The 13,381-nt window shown below is 65.9% G+C and carries 14 protein-coding genes; 8 read left to right on the top strand and 6 right to left on the bottom strand.

Translation table 11 applies throughout. The annotated features are described in order from the left end of the window. Position 1: 1 nt before the first annotated feature. From lysA to LRS11_RS06430, 5 genes are all read left to right on the top strand, one after another. The gene (gene lysA, locus LRS11_RS06450) at positions 2-1,249 is read left to right on the top strand and encodes a diaminopimelate decarboxylase (RefSeq protein ID WP_260496046.1); all 1,248 of its coding nucleotides are present in this window, start codon (positions 2-4) and stop codon (positions 1,247-1,249) included. 6 nt (positions 1,250-1,255) lie between these two features. Beyond that, the gene (gene dapF, locus LRS11_RS06445; RefSeq protein ID WP_260496045.1) at positions 1,256-2,086 is read left to right on the top strand and encodes a diaminopimelate epimerase; all 831 of its coding nucleotides are present in this window, start codon (positions 1,256-1,258) and stop codon (positions 2,084-2,086) included. Beyond that, positions 2,083-2,781 carry a DUF484 family protein gene (locus tag LRS11_RS06440; RefSeq protein ID WP_260496044.1) on the top strand — a complete coding sequence of 233 codons (699 nt, stop codon included), beginning with the start codon at positions 2,083-2,085 and terminating at the stop codon, positions 2,779-2,781. The genes dapF and LRS11_RS06440 overlap by 4 nt, the downstream gene beginning before the upstream one ends. Before the next feature lie 98 nt (positions 2,782-2,879). Then, positions 2,880-3,839, top strand: coding sequence for a tyrosine recombinase XerC (xerC, locus tag LRS11_RS06435; RefSeq protein ID WP_260496043.1), 960 nt, complete (start codon positions 2,880-2,882; stop codon positions 3,837-3,839). Beyond that, a complete protein-coding gene (locus LRS11_RS06430) occupies positions 3,836-4,528 on the top strand; it encodes an HAD family hydrolase (RefSeq protein WP_260496042.1) in 693 nt (230 codons plus the stop codon). The genes xerC and LRS11_RS06430 overlap by 4 nt, the downstream gene beginning before the upstream one ends. 99 nt (positions 4,529-4,627) lie before the next feature. On the opposite strand, the gene sutA is transcribed toward LRS11_RS06430, so the two are convergent. The 5 genes from sutA to glnK form a co-directional block, all read right to left on the bottom strand. Further along, positions 4,628-4,957 (bottom strand): transcriptional regulator SutA, encoded by a 330-nt coding sequence (gene sutA / locus LRS11_RS06425; protein ID WP_260496041.1) that lies wholly within the window; start codon positions 4,955-4,957, stop codon positions 4,628-4,630. A gap of 97 nt (positions 4,958-5,054) precedes the next feature. Continuing rightward, positions 5,055-5,480, bottom strand: coding sequence for a secondary thiamine-phosphate synthase enzyme YjbQ (locus LRS11_RS06420; protein ID WP_260496040.1), 426 nt, complete (start codon positions 5,478-5,480; stop codon positions 5,055-5,057). Between the two features lie 182 nt (positions 5,481-5,662). Beyond that, positions 5,663-6,913, bottom strand: a complete 1,251-nt coding sequence (locus LRS11_RS06415; RefSeq protein ID WP_260496039.1) for an ammonium transporter — start codon at positions 6,911-6,913, stop codon at positions 5,663-5,665. A gap of 92 nt (positions 6,914-7,005) precedes the next feature. Further along, positions 7,006-8,322: an ammonium transporter gene (locus tag LRS11_RS06410; RefSeq protein WP_260496038.1), complete on the bottom strand. Its 1,317-nt coding sequence runs from the start codon at positions 8,320-8,322 to the stop codon at positions 7,006-7,008. 35 nt (positions 8,323-8,357) lie between these two features. Beyond that, the gene (gene glnK / locus LRS11_RS06405) at positions 8,358-8,696 is read right to left on the bottom strand and encodes a P-II family nitrogen regulator (protein WP_021700071.1); all 339 of its coding nucleotides are present in this window, start codon (positions 8,694-8,696) and stop codon (positions 8,358-8,360) included. A gap of 412 nt (positions 8,697-9,108) precedes the next feature. Here glnK and LRS11_RS06400 point away from each other — a divergent pair, with 412 nt between their 5' ends. Continuing rightward, positions 9,109-9,369, top strand: coding sequence for an accessory factor UbiK family protein (locus tag LRS11_RS06400; RefSeq protein ID WP_260496037.1), 261 nt, complete (start codon positions 9,109-9,111; stop codon positions 9,367-9,369). A gap of 39 nt (positions 9,370-9,408) precedes the next feature. Beyond that, positions 9,409-10,902, top strand: a complete 1,494-nt coding sequence (locus tag LRS11_RS06395) for a YifB family Mg chelatase-like AAA ATPase (protein ID WP_260496036.1) — start codon at positions 9,409-9,411, stop codon at positions 10,900-10,902. On the opposite strand, the gene LRS11_RS06390 is transcribed toward LRS11_RS06395, so the two are convergent. Beyond that, the gene (locus LRS11_RS06390) at positions 10,899-11,828 is read right to left on the bottom strand and encodes a LysR substrate-binding domain-containing protein (protein ID WP_260496035.1); all 930 of its coding nucleotides are present in this window, start codon (positions 11,826-11,828) and stop codon (positions 10,899-10,901) included. The two genes, LRS11_RS06395 and LRS11_RS06390, sit on opposite strands and share 4 nt — an antisense overlap. 135 nt (positions 11,829-11,963) lie before the next feature. On the opposite strand from LRS11_RS06390, the gene LRS11_RS06385 reads away from it, so the two are divergent. Further along, positions 11,964-13,349 carry a NorM family multidrug efflux MATE transporter gene (locus LRS11_RS06385; RefSeq protein ID WP_260496034.1) on the top strand — a complete coding sequence of 462 codons (1,386 nt, stop codon included), beginning with the start codon at positions 11,964-11,966 and terminating at the stop codon, positions 13,347-13,349. Positions 13,350-13,381: the final 32 nt, after the last annotated feature.

The raw sequence follows: 13,381 nt of genomic DNA, 5'->3' as shown, positions 1-13,381 counted from the left end.
CATGCAAGCCTTTACCAACCGCGACGGGCAACTGTTCGCGGAGGGCGTGGCCCTGTCCGCCATCGCCGAGCGCTTCGGCACGCCGACCTACGTCTACTCGCGCGCCCACATCGAGGCGCAGTACCGTGCCTACGCCGATGCCCTGGCCGGCATGCCGCATCTGGTCTGTTTCGCCGTCAAGGCCAACTCCAACCTCGGCGTGCTGAACGTCCTGGCGCGCCTCGGCGCCGGCTTCGACATCGTCTCCCGCGGTGAGCTGGAACGCGTTCTGGCCGCCGGTGGCGAACCGGCCAAGATCGTCTTCTCCGGCGTCGGCAAGAGCCGCGACGACATGCGCCGCGCCCTCGAAGTCGGCGTGCACTGCTTCAACGTCGAATCGGTGGACGAGCTGGAACGCCTGCAAGTGGTCGCCGCCGAACTGGGCAAGACCGCGGCGATCTCGCTGCGGGTCAACCCGGACGTGGATGCCGGCACCCACCCGTACATCTCCACCGGTCTCAAGGAAAACAAGTTCGGCATCGACATCGAGCAGGCGCCGGCCGTGTATGCCCGCGCCGCAGCGCTGGCGAACCTGGAAGTGGTCGGGGTCGACTGCCATATCGGCTCGCAGCTGACCAGTCTGCCGCCTTTCCTCGATGCCCTGGAGCGCCTGCTGGCGCTGATCGACCTGCTCGCCGCGCAAGGCATCCGGATCAAGCATCTGGACCTCGGCGGCGGTCTCGGCGTGCAGTACCGCGACGAGCAGCCGCCGCTGGCCGGCGACTATATCGCCGCCGTGCGCGAGCGCATCAAGGGCCGCGACCTGGCCCTGGTATTCGAGCCGGGCCGTTCCATCGTCGCCAACGCCGGCGTGCTGCTGACCCGCGTGGAATACCTCAAGCACACCGAGCACAAGGATTTCGCCATCGTCGATGCGGCGATGAACGACCTGATCCGCCCGGCGCTGTACCAGGCCTGGATGGACGTCACCCCGGTGCAGCCGCGTGACGGCGCGACGCGTAACTACGACCTGGTCGGACCGATCTGCGAGACCGGTGACTTTCTGGCCAAGAACCGCGAACTGGCCCTGGCCGAAGGCGACCTGCTGGCCGTGCGTTCGGCCGGTGCCTATGGCTTCGTCATGAGCTCCAACTACAACACCCGCGGCCGCGCCGCCGAGGTGCTGGTGGATGGTGCGCAGGCCTTCGAAGTTCGCCGCCGCGAGACCCTGGCCGAACTCTATGCTGGCGAAAGCCTGCTGCCGGAGTAAGCGACCATGCTGCTGCGCTTTACCAAGATGCACGGCCTGGGCAACGACTTCATGGTCCTCGACCTGATCAGTCAGCACGCGCATATCCAGCCCAAGCATGCCAAGGCCTGGGGTGATCGCCATACCGGCGTTGGCTTCGATCAGCTGCTGCTGGTCGAGGCGCCGAGCAACCCGGACGTCGACTTCCGCTATCGCATCTTCAATGCCGATGGCTCGGAAGTGGAGCAGTGCGGCAACGGTGCGCGCTGCTTCGCCCGCTTCGTCATCGACAAGCGCCTGACGGTGAAGAAGCAGATCCGCGTCGAGACCAAGGGCGGCATCATCGAGCTGAACCTGCGCCCGGATGGCCAGATCACCGTCGACATGGGCCCGCCGCGCCTCGATCCCAAGGTCATTCCGTTCCAGGCCGAGGCCGAGGCGCTGAACTATGCGGTCGAAGTCGACGGGCAGAGCGTCGAACTGGCTGCCGTGTCCATGGGCAACCCGCATGCGGTGTTGCGCGTCGCCGACCTCGATAACGCGCCGGTACACACGCTTGGGCCGAAGCTGGAACACCATCCGCGCTTCCCGCAGCGGGTCAATGTCGGTTTCCTCCAGGTGGTCGATCGCCAGCATGCGCGCCTGCGCGTGTGGGAGCGCGGCGCCGGCGAGACCCAGGCCTGTGGCACCGGCGCCTGCGCCGCCGCCGTGGCGGCCATTCGCCAGGGCTGGATGGATTCACCACTGCAGCTGGATTTGCCCGGCGGCAAGCTGTGCATCGAGTGGGCAGGCCCGGGCCAGCCGGTTATGATGACCGGACCCGCCGTTCGCGTGTACGAAGGACAAGTTCGTCTATGAGTGACAGCCAGGATCAGCCCGTTCAGCTCGACGCGGAGGCAGTCGCCGCCTACCTGCGACAGCATCCGGAGTTCTTTATCGACCACGACGAGCTGATTCCCGAGCTGCGTATTCCGCACCAGCGCGGCGACACCGTGTCGCTGGTCGAGCGCCAGGTGAAACTGCTGCGCGAGCGCAACATCGAGATGCGCCATCGCCTGTCGCAGCTGATGGACGTGGCCCGCGACAACGACCGCCTGTTCGACAAGACCCGCCGCCTGATCCTCGCCCTGCTCGATGCCAGCAGCCTGGAAGAAGTGATCAGCGCCACAGAAGACAGCCTGCGCCACGAGTTCCAGGTGCCCTTCGTCAGCCTGATCCTGTTCAGCGAAACGCCGCTGGGCGTCGGCCGCGCAGTGACCAGCGCCGAGGCGCACCAGGCCATCGGCAGCCTGCTGGCGGGCGGCAAGACCACCTGTGGCGTGCTGCGCCCCAACGAGCTGGAATTTCTCTTCGGTGCAGATGAGTTCGCCCAGGTCGGCTCGGCTGCCGTGGTCAGCCTCAGTCACCAGGGCCTGCATGGCGTGCTGGCCATCGGCAGCCCGGACCCGCAGCACTACAAGAGCAGCCTCGGCACCCTGTTCCTCGGCTACGTAGCCGAAGTCCTCGCCCGCGTGCTGCCGCACTTCGCCGCGCCGCTGCGTTCGGTACGCTGAGCACAACAGGCTTGCCGTAGGAGCCAGCTTGCTGGCGATGCTCTGTGATCGGCGGGATCGCCAGCAAGCTGGCTCCTACACAACCTGGAGCATAATAGTTGAAGCTTGCCGCCGACCTCGATGCCTACCTCGAACACCTGCGCCGCGAGCGCCAGGTGTCGCCACATACCCTCGACGGCTATCGGCGTGACCTGCTGAAGATCCTCGCCCTCTGCGAGAAGAACGCCATCGCCCACTGGGGCGACCTCGACGGCCGCAGCCTGCGCAGTTTCGTTGCGCGCCTGCACGCCCAGGGCCAGTCCAGCCGCTCACTGGCACGCCTGCTCTCGGCGGTGCGCGGCCTGTATCAGTACCTCAACCGCGAAGGCCTGTGCCGGCATGACCCGGCCACCGGCCTCAGCCCGCCCAAGGGCGAACGCCGTCTGCCGCGCACCCTGGATGCCGACCGTACCGTGCAACTGCTGGACGGCGCGGTGGAGGACGACTTCATCGCCCGTCGCGACCAGGCCATGCTCGAACTGTTCTATTCCTCGGGCCTGCGCCTGTCCGAGCTGGTCGGCCTCGACCTGAGCGGCCTGGATCTGCCGGCCGGCCTGGTGCGGGTGGTCGGCAAGGGCAACAAGACACGCGAGCTGCCGGTCGGCAGCAAGGCCCGCGAAGCGCTGCAGGCCTGGCTGGAGCTGCGCCTGCTGAGCAACCCGGCCGATGGCGCCGTGTTCGTCAGCCAGCAGGGCCGCCGTCTCGGCGCCCGCGCCGTGCAATTGCGCGTACGCCAGGCTGGGGTGCGCGAGCTGGGGCAGAACCTGCACCCGCATATGCTGCGGCACAGCTTCGCCAGTCATATGCTCGAGTCATCCCAGGACCTGCGCGCGGTGCAGGAACTGCTCGGACATGCCGACATCAGCACCACGCAGATCTACACCCACCTGGATTTCCAGCACCTGGCGACGGTCTACGACCAGGCCCATCCGCGGGCCAAGCGCAGCAGCGCCAGCACTGCACAGGATGCGCCCCTCGCGCCTGCAATCACTATTCGCAGTACAGGAAACGACGAATGAGCCTGCGTCTGATCACCTTCGACCTCGATGACACCCTGTGGGATGTGGCGCCGGTGATGCACGGTGCCGAGGCCAGCCTGCGCGACTGGCTGGCCGCCCAGGCGCCACGCCTGGGGCCGGTGCCGATCGAGCACCTGTGGGCGATCCGTAGCCGCCTGCTGAGCGCCGAGCCGATGCTCAAGCACCGCCTCAGCGAGCTGCGCCGGCGCATCCTCTTTCACGCCCTGGAGGACGCCGGCTATGCCGAGGCCGAGTCGCGTGAACTGGCCGAACAGGGCTTCCAGGTGTTTCTCGCCGCCCGCCACCGGGTCGAGCTGTTTCCCGAAGTGCACCCGACCCTGGAGCGCCTGGCCCTGCGCTTCAGCCTCGGAGTGATCACCAACGGCAATGCCGACGTACGCCGCCTGGGCCTGGCCGACTACTTCCAGTTCGCCCTGTGCGCCGAGGAACTGGGGGTCGGCAAGCCCGACCCGCATCCGTTCCAGACCGCCCTGCAGCGCGCCGGAGTGGCAGCCGCGCAGGCCGTGCATATCGGCGACCACCCCAGCGACGATATCGCCGGAGCGCGTGCCGCCGGCATGCGCGCAATCTGGTTCAACCCGCAGGGCAAAGCCTGGGAAGGCGATGTACTGCCGGATGCACAGATCGCCAGCCTGGCCGAACTGCCGGCGCTGCTGGAACGCTGGTAGTGGCACAGATGGGCAGAGCAGCGCTCGCGACTGACTCCGCCGTCAGCCAGACATGAAAAAGCCCGCCGATTGGCGGGCTTTTTCATCACGCTAGCGGCCTCAGATGGGGCGGCTACCGTACTTGCTGTCCGGCTTCTTGGGCGGATCGGCGACGACGTTGGCCTCGACTTCCTGCACCTTGCCACCACGCGAGAGGAACTCTTCCATGGCCTTGGCCAGGGCGTCGCGCTCCTTCTGCTTGGCTTCTACACTCGGCAGTTCCTCGACATCCACCGCCGCCTTGGCTTTCTTGCCAGGCTTGACGCTGGGGACATCGGAGCCGCTGTCTTCGCTATCGTCCGCGACATCGTCGTCGGCCGCTTCCAGCTCCTCGCCTTCGTCCTCGTCGCCAGCTTCGAGTTCGTCTTGTTCCAGTTCTTCGTCGCTCATGTTCTACCTCATGACTTACGCAAAGCAGGTTAGTTATAGCCCAGCCGCGTGCATTGCAAACGCCGCCAGAAAAAATTCATGGGCCATTGCCCGTGCCTCATGCGAGCTCACCCTGGAGCGTCGCCAGCACACGGCGGGCGCCGCCCCGATCCCGGTGTTCACCGAGGTAAATCCCTTGCCAGGTACCCAGCGCCAGCTGCCCCGAGGTTATCGGCAGGCTTAGCTGACAGCCCAGCAGACTGGACTTGAAATGTGCCGGCAGATCATCCGGTCCTTCGTAATCGTGCTCGTAGCCGTCTGCGCCCCGGGGCACAAGACGCCCGAAGAAGCGCTCGAAGTCACGTCGCACCGCACCATCGGCATTCTCGTTGACGGTCAGCGAGGCCGAAGTGTGCTGCAGCCACAGGTGCAGCAGGCCAACTCGACAAGTGCGCAGCTCCGGCAAGCCGGCGAGAAGCTCATCCGTCACCAGGTGGAAACCGCGCGCCCTGGCACCCAGGGTAATCACTCGTTGCAGCCACATCACCGGCGTACCTGCAGATCTCGTTGCGGGCGCATTTTAGGGCCTGTCCGCGCGTATTTCACCTAGGCGCAGCAGAACAAATACAGTTAATTGCAACTTTAGTGATGTAGCACCCCAGCCCTGCGCAGAAGCCAGAAAAGACAAAGGGCGCCGCAGCGCCCCTTGCAAAGCAACGCTTGGACTTACTTACGGGTGAACTCCGGGTAGGACTCCATGCCGCATTCGACGATGTCGACGCCTTCGTACTCGTCTTCCTCGCTGACACGCAGGCCCATGACCAGCTTGATCAGACCCCAGGCCAGCAGGCTGGCGACGAACACCCAGGCGAAGATGCAGGCCACGCCCAGCAGCTGCGCGGCAAAACTGGCACTGCTGTTGGTCAGCGGTACGGCCAGCACACCCCAGATGCCGCTGACACCGTGCACCGAGATGGCGCCGACCGGGTCATCGATACGCAGTTTGTCCAGCAGCAGGATGCTGAACACCACCAGCACACCGCCCACCGCACCGATCAGCGCCGCTTGCACACCGGTCGGCGTGGACGGCTCGGCGGTGATCGCCACCAGGCCGGCCAGGGCACCGTTGAGGATCATGGTCAGGTCGGCCTTGCCGAACAGGATGCGCGCCACCACCAGCGCCGCCAGCAGGCCGCCGGCCGCGGCCAGGTTGGTGTTGACGAACACCGAGGCCACCGCGTTGGCATCGCTGATGGTGCTCATCTTCAGCTGCGAGCCGCCGTTGAAGCCGAACCAGCCGAACCACAGGATGAAGGTACCGAGGGTCGCCAGCGGCAGGTTGGCGCCGGGGATCGCGTTGATCTGGCCATTGCTGCCGTACTTGCCCTTGCGCGCGCCGAGCAGGATCACCCCGGCCAGCGCCGCGGTGGCGCCCGCCAGGTGGACGATGCCGGAACCGGCGAAATCCTTGAAGCCGGCTTCCTTGAGGAAACCGCCGCCCCAGGTCCAGTAACCTTCCACCGGGTAGATCACGCCGCACATGACCACGGCAAAAGCCAGGAAGGCCCACAGCTTCATGCGCTCGGCCACCGCACCGGAGACGATCGACATGGCGGTGGCGACGAATACCACCTGGAAGAAGAAGTCGGCGCGCTTGGCGTAGTAGGGCGCACCCTCGCCACCGGCGGCGACGGTTTCAAGCGCATGCTCAGCGCCGATCAAAAAGCCGAGATTGGGCAGCACGCCACCGGCGTCACCGCTGTACATCAGGTAGTAGCCGAACAGCAGGTACATCACGCACGCCAGGGCGTAGAGCACGATGTTCTTGGTGAGGATTTCCGTGGTGTTCTTCGCCCGTACCAGGCCGGATTCGAGCATGGCGAAGCCTGCCGCCATCCACATCACCAATGCACCACAGATCAGGAAATAGAAGGTATCGAACGCGTACTGCAGGGGAATCAGGGCTGTGCTTTCCATCACGTACTCCGTTGTACGGTTACACCTTGCGCCGCCGTTGGCGCGGACAAAAAAACGCCCGGCGAACCGGGCGTTTTGCACATCAGCAGGGCTTACAGGTTGTAGCCGCGCTCGTTGTGCTCGGAGAGGTCGAGACCGACGGTCTCGGCTTCTTCGCTGACACGCAGGCCCATCACCATGTCCAGCACTTTCAGGATCACGAAGGTGACCACGGCGGTGTAGATAACGGTGAAGGCAACACCCTTGAACTGGATGAACAGTTGCGCGCCGATGTCTTCAACGGTACCGAAGCCACCCAGGGCCGGTGCCGCGAACACGCCGGTCAGCAAGGCGCCGACGATGCCGCCGATACCGTGTACACCGAAGGCGTCCAGGGAGTCGTCGTAGCCCAGCTTGCGCTTCAGGCTGGTGGCGCAGAAGAAGCAGATCACGCCAGCGGACAGACCGATCACGATGGCACCCATCGGGCCAGCGGTACCGGCAGCCGGGGTGATGGCGACCAGGCCGGCAACCACACCGGAGGCGATGCCCAGGGCGCTCGGCTTACCGTGGGTGATCCACTCGGCGCCCATCCAGCCCAGGGCTGCAGCGGCGGTAGCGATCTGGGTAACCAGCATGGCCATACCGGCAGTGCCGTTGGCAGCGATGGCAGAACCGGCGTTGAAGCCGAACCAGCCTACCCACAGCATCGCTGCGCCGACCAGGGTGTAGCCCAGGTTGTGCGGAGCCATGGCGGTGGTCGGGAAGCCTTTGCGCTTGCCCAGTACGATGCAGGCAACCAGGCCAGCGATACCGGCGTTGATGTGCACCACGGTGCCACCAGCGAAGTCCAGTACGCCCCAGTCCCACATCAGGCCGCCGTTGCCGGACCAGACCATGTGTGCGATCGGTGCATAGACCAGGGTGAACCACACCGCCATGAAGATCAGCATCGCGGAGAACTTCATGCGCTCAGCGAAGGCACCGACGATCAGGGCCGGAGTGATGATGGCGAAGGTCATCTGGAAGGTGATGAACACGCTTTCCGGGAAGGCGCCAATCAGGCTGCTCGGGGTCAGACCAGCGAGGAACGCCTTGGACAGGCCGCCGACGAAGGAGTTGAAGTTAACAACGCCCTGCTCCATGCCGGTGGTGTCGAACGCGATGCTGTAGCCGTAGACGACCCACAGGATGCTGATCAGACCGGTGATGGCAAAACACTGCATCATTACCGAGAGGATGTTCTTCGAGCGGACCATGCCGCCGTAGAACAGCGCCAGGCCCGGGATGGTCATGAGCAGCACCAGAATGGTGGCGGTCAGCATCCAGGCGGTGTCGCCAGAGTTGAGGACAACCTCGTCAGCCATGGCCAGGCCAGGGGTAACGAGGGACAAGAGGGCTCCTAGCCCTGCGATCTTACGCAGAGTCATATTGTTTTCTCCTGGGGCGTGTGAGGTTCTGAGGCTTAAACTGCGTCGGTGCCGGTTTCGCCGGTACGGATGCGGATGGCCTGTTCCAGATTGACGACGAAAATCTTGCCGTCACCGATCTTGCCGGTGTTGGCCGCCTTGGTGATCGCCTCGATAACCCGATCCAGCTGGTCGTCGGCGATGGCTACGTCGATCTTCACCTTGGGCAGGAAATCCACCACGTATTCAGCGCCACGGTACAGCTCGGTGTGGCCCTTCTGCCGACCGAAGCCTTTGACTTCGGTGACGGTGATGCCCTGCACGCCGATCTCCGACAGCGACTCGCGCACGTCGTCCAGCTTGAACGGCTTGATGATGGCAGTGACTAGCTTCATTAACTCTCTCCCGTATTTGGTGGACTTGCCCCAGGAAGAACAAACCCGGCTCAAGTCTAAGCGCAGTGTCTGGCTTTTGAAACGCACCGTAGGCCATCACGCCGACCTTTCCAGTGCCAACCAACCGCATGCAGTGAAGCATTCCCCCCGCCTCACTCCGTGCACCGGTACTGCATCGGTGCACACGTCACAGGTCACTTAGCAGAAAGCTTGCCAGCTATGACAAATGCCCTGATTTCATGGAGTTAGCCCAATAAACCGGGGTTATCAGGTTTTCGACCAGCGAGTCATTGCACGTAAACGGTGCACAGCAAACACCAGCAGTGGTCAAAAACCGTGCAGTCATGCCCTGCGCCGTGGCGCCAGGGGCTGCGTGCTACACTGGCGCCCGTCTGACTCCGGAACCCCCATCATGCTGCCGCCCAAAGCCCTGCTCGACGCCCTGACCAGCCACGCCTCCCGCCTGTTCAACGGCGAAACGCCGCTGCCACGCAGCGAGTTCGAGGCGCAATTCAAGGTGCTGCTGCAGAGTGCGTTCAGCAAACTGGACCTGGTCAGCCGCGACGAATTCGACAGCCAGATGGTTGTTCTGGCGCGCACCCGCGCCCGCCTGGAAGCCCTGGAGGCCAAGGTGGCCGCCCTGGAAGCGCAGCCAAACCCGCCCGCCGACTGATCACCGATCAGCGGCCGGCGACCTGATCAAGGAGTGATCATGTCCCTGGCCATAGTCCACAGCCGTGCCCAGGTCGGCGTCGAAGCGCCGGCCGTTACCGTCGAAGCCCATCTGGCCAACGGCCTGCCGAGCATGGCCCTGGTCGGCCTGCCGGAAACGGCGGTGAAAGAAAGCAAGGACCGCGTGCGCAGCGCCATCCTCACTTCCGGCTTCGAATTCCCCACCCGACGCATCACCCTCAACCTGGCACCGGCCGACCTACCTAAGGATGGCGGGCGTTTCGACCTGGCCATCGCCCTCGGCGTGCTGGCTGCCAGCGGCCAGGTGCCTGCCGCCAGCCTGGCCAATCTGGAATGCCTCGGCGAACTGGCGCTGTCCGGTGCCGTACGCCCGGTTCAGGGCGTATTGCCCGCCGCCCTGGCTGCGCGCGCGGCCGGACGCACCTTAGTGGTGCCAAACGCCAATGCCGAGGAAGCCTGCCTGGCCTCCGGCCTGAACGTGCTGGCCGTCGAGCACCTGCTGCAGCTCGCCGCCCACCTCAATGGCCACACCCCACTGGCGCCATACCAAGCCGGCGGCTTGCTGCGCACCTGCACGCCCTACCCGGACCTGGCCGAAGTGCAGGGCCAGCTGGCGGCCAAGCGCGCCCTGCTGATCGCCGCCAGTGGCGGGCATAACCTGCTGTTTACCGGACCACCGGGCACCGGCAAGACCCTACTGGCCAGCCGCCTGCCCGGGCTGTTGCCGCCACTCGATGAAGAAGAAGCCCTGCAGGTGGCCGCCATCCACTCGGTGGCCAGCCAGGCGCCGCTGACCAGCTGGCCGCAACGACCCTTTCGCCAGCCGCATCACAGTGCCTCCGGGCCGGCGCTGGTCGGTGGCGGCAGTCGCCCGCAGCCCGGCGAGATCACCCTGGCCCATCAGGGCGTGTTGTTTCTGGACGAACTGCCGGAATTCGATCGCAAGGTCTTGGAGGTGCTACGCGAGCCACTGGAAAGCGGGCAGATCGTGATTGCCCGAGCGCGCGACAAGGTACGTTTTCCCGCTCGATTCCAGCTGGTGGCAGCGATGAATCCCTGTCCTTGCGGCTATCTGGGTGACCCCAGCGGGCGCTGTCGCTGCAGCACGGAACAGATTCAGCGCTACCGCGGCAAACTGTCCGGGCCGCTGCTCGACCGTATCGACCTGCATCTGACCGTGGCCCGGGAAAGCACCGCGCTGCACGCCGACCCCGAGAGTGGACAGAACAGCGCCAGCGTCGCCGCCGAAGTCGCCAACGCGCGGCAGCGGCAGATGCGCCGGCAGGGCTGCGCCAATGCCTTTCTCGACCTGCCGGGTTTGCGCCAGCACTGCCCGCTGCAGGCCGACGACCAGCGTTGGCTGGAAAGTGCCTGCGAGCGCCTCAACCTGTCGCTACGCGCCGCCCACCGCCTGCTAAAGGTGGCGCGCACCCTGGCCGACCTGCAGGAACTCGAACAGATCAGCCGTGCGCACCTGGCCGAAGCCCTGCAGTACCGCCCGGCCGCCGGCTAAGCCGATCTGACCCGCGCCACATCCGGCAACTGCATCGCCGCCACTTCGGCCACCAGGAAATCGCGCAGCCGGCGCAGGCGCTCTTCGCCCCGACGACCACGCGGCCACACCAGGTAGTAGCTGCAGCCGCTGGGCACCGCGCTAGGCCAGGGCAAGCCGAGGCGACCCTGGGCGACGTCCTCGGCGATCATCACCAGGTCGCCGATCGACACGCCATAGCCACGGGCGGCGGCGACCATGCCCAGTTCCAGGGTGTCGAATACCTGGCCGCCCTTGAGCGGCACTTGCTCGGCCAGGCCCATGGCCTGCAGCCACTGACGCCAGTCGCGGCGATCCGGGGTCGGATGCAGCAACTCGCTGGCCTGCAGCCGCGCCAGGTCCCAGGGCTGCTCGCTCAGTGCATCCACCGCGCACACCGGGATCAGCCACTCGGCGAACAGCTCGACCGCTTCCCACTCCTCGGGGAAGGCCGCGCCGCTGTTGAGCAGCACGGCGCAGTCGAACGGCTCGTGGTGGAAGTCGACCTTGTCCACGTCCATCCAGGCGCTGGTCAGCTGCACCTCGATATCGGCATTGAGCAGGCGAAAGCGCGACAGCCGCGCCAGCAACCAGCGCATGGTCAGGGTCGAGGGCGCCTTCAGGCGCAGGGTCGCGTCATCCGCGCGCAGGGCGGTGCAGGCCCGCTCCAGGGCGTCGAAACCATCGCGCACGCCGGGCAGCAGGGTGCGCCCGGTTTCACTGAGCTGCAAGTTGCGACCTTTGCGCTCGAACAGGCGACAAGCGAAGTGTTCCTCGAGGGTGCGGACATGCCGGCTCACCGCGCTCTGGGTGATCGCCAGCTCCTCGGCGGCGCGGGTGAAGGAGGCATGCCGCGCCGCCGCCTCGAAGGCGCGCAGGGCATAGAGCGGCGGCAAGCGCCGGCTCATCGAGCAAACCCATGAGTTTTAATCATGCATAGCATCTGCTTTTTCATTTTGTGCCAACTCGCTTGGCTCAGGAGAATGGCGACATTCTCCGCCGTACAGGATTTGTCCGGCAAGCCATCTACCTGAGTCAGAATCATGTCATCCGCCGCCCGCCTGGAACTCTTCGCCCTCGTCCGCCTGGCCGGCCCGCTGATCGCCGCACAGCTGGCACATGTGCTGATGGTGTTCACCGACACCCTGATGATGGGCTGGCTCGGCCCCGCCGAACTGGCTGCCGGCGGCCTCGGCGCAGCCAGCTACTCGTTCGTCTCGATCTTCTGCGTCGGCGTGCTGGCAGCGGTGGGCAACCTGGTCGCCATCCGCCATGGCGCCGAAGACAACCCCGGCGTCACCCGCCTGACCCAGACCGGCCTGTGGCTGGCCTGGGGCCTGGCCCTGGGCGCCGGCCTGCTGCTGTGGAACCTCGGCCCGCTGCTGGCCCAGTTCGGCCAGGAGCCACACAACATCGCCGGCGCCCAGCAGTTTCTCGCGACCCTAGTGTTCGCCCTGCCCGGCTATCTCAGCTTCATGGCCCTGCGCGGCTTCACTGCCGCCATCGGCCGGCCGGGCCCGGTCATGGCCATCAGCATCGGCGGTGCCGTGGCCAACTTCGTTCTCAACTATGTACTGATCCACGGCTGGTTCGGCCTGCCGCCGCTGGGTCTAGCCGGCATCGGCCTGGTCACCGCGCTGGTCAGCAGCGCCATGGCGCTGCTGCTGGCCTGGCACCTCACCGGGCATGCGGCCTACGCCGCCTACCCGCTGCGCCGCGGTCTGCTCAAGCCGTGCCTGGCGGAGTTCAAGGAGCTGCTGCGCCTGGGCCTGCCAATTGGCGGCACCTACGCGGTGGAGTCCGGCCTGTTCGCCTTCGCCGCCCTGAGCATGGGCGCCATCGGCAGCCAGGCGCTGGCCGCACACCAGGTGGCGATCATGTCGGTGTACGTGGCCTTCATGGTGCCGGTGGGGATCTCCTACGCCACCACCTTCCGTATCGGCCAGCACTTCGGCGCCGGCCGCCTGATTGAGGCCCGCCGCGCTGGACGCTTGGGTATCGCCCTGGGCGCCTGTTGCATGCTCGGCTTCGCCCTGCTGTTCTGGCTGGCGCCGCAGTGGGTGGTGGGGATGTTCCTCGACCTCGACAACCCGGACTTCGCCGAGATCATCGCCCTGGCCGTGAGTCTGCTAGCGGTGGCAGCCTGGTTCGAGCTGTTCGACGGCATCCAGACCATCGCCATGGGCGCCATCCGCGGCCTCAAGGACGGCAAGACCACCTTCTGGGTCGGACTCGGCTGCTACTGGCTGATCGGCGCACCGCTGGCCTGGGCGCTGGCCTTCCCCCTGGGCTGGGGCGCCGAAGGGGTGTGGTGGGGCCTGGCGGGCGGCCTGGCCTGCGCGGCGATCGGCCTGACCCTGGGTTTCGAGTGGAAGACTGCGCGCCTGTTGCGGCCAAAACCGGCCATCGCAGAGACCTGCCTGTCGTAGCCCGGATGCAATCCGGGGGACCGAGTGGCCTG

This window comes from Pseudomonas sp. J452 (assembly GCF_024666525.1).
Classification (GTDB): Bacteria; Pseudomonadota; Gammaproteobacteria; order Pseudomonadales; family Pseudomonadaceae; genus Aquipseudomonas.
The sequence above is the reverse complement of the archived record's forward strand: the minus strand, read 5'-3'. Positions and strand labels throughout refer to the sequence as shown.

Bases quoted from the DNA above. Each gene is read 5' to 3' on its own strand.
- lysA (WP_260496046.1), top strand. From the start codon at position 2: ATGCAAGCCTTTACCAACCGCGACGGGCAACTGTTCGCGGAGGGCGTG.
- dapF (WP_260496045.1), top strand. From the start codon at position 1,256: ATGCTGCTGCGCTTTACCAAGATGCACGGCCTGGGCAACGACTTCATG.
- LRS11_RS06440 (WP_260496044.1), top strand. From the start codon at position 2,083: ATGAGTGACAGCCAGGATCAGCCCGTTCAGCTCGACGCGGAGGCAGTC.
- LRS11_RS06430 (WP_260496042.1), top strand. From the start codon at position 3,836: ATGAGCCTGCGTCTGATCACCTTCGACCTCGATGACACCCTGTGGGAT.
- sutA (WP_260496041.1), bottom strand. From the start codon at position 4,957: ATGAGCGACGAAGAACTGGAACAAGACGAACTCGAAGCTGGCGACGAG.
- LRS11_RS06420 (WP_260496040.1), bottom strand. From the start codon at position 5,480: ATGTGGCTGCAACGAGTGATTACCCTGGGTGCCAGGGCGCGCGGTTTC.
- LRS11_RS06415 (WP_260496039.1), bottom strand. From the start codon at position 6,913: ATGGAAAGCACAGCCCTGATTCCCCTGCAGTACGCGTTCGATACCTTC.
- LRS11_RS06410 (WP_260496038.1), bottom strand. From the start codon at position 8,322: ATGACTCTGCGTAAGATCGCAGGGCTAGGAGCCCTCTTGTCCCTCGTT.
- glnK (WP_021700071.1), bottom strand. From the start codon at position 8,696: ATGAAGCTAGTCACTGCCATCATCAAGCCGTTCAAGCTGGACGACGTG.
- LRS11_RS06400 (WP_260496037.1), top strand. From the start codon at position 9,109: ATGCTGCCGCCCAAAGCCCTGCTCGACGCCCTGACCAGCCACGCCTCC.
- LRS11_RS06395 (WP_260496036.1), top strand. From the start codon at position 9,409: ATGTCCCTGGCCATAGTCCACAGCCGTGCCCAGGTCGGCGTCGAAGCG.
- LRS11_RS06390 (WP_260496035.1), bottom strand. From the start codon at position 11,828: ATGAGCCGGCGCTTGCCGCCGCTCTATGCCCTGCGCGCCTTCGAGGCG.
- LRS11_RS06385 (WP_260496034.1), top strand. From the start codon at position 11,964: ATGTCATCCGCCGCCCGCCTGGAACTCTTCGCCCTCGTCCGCCTGGCC.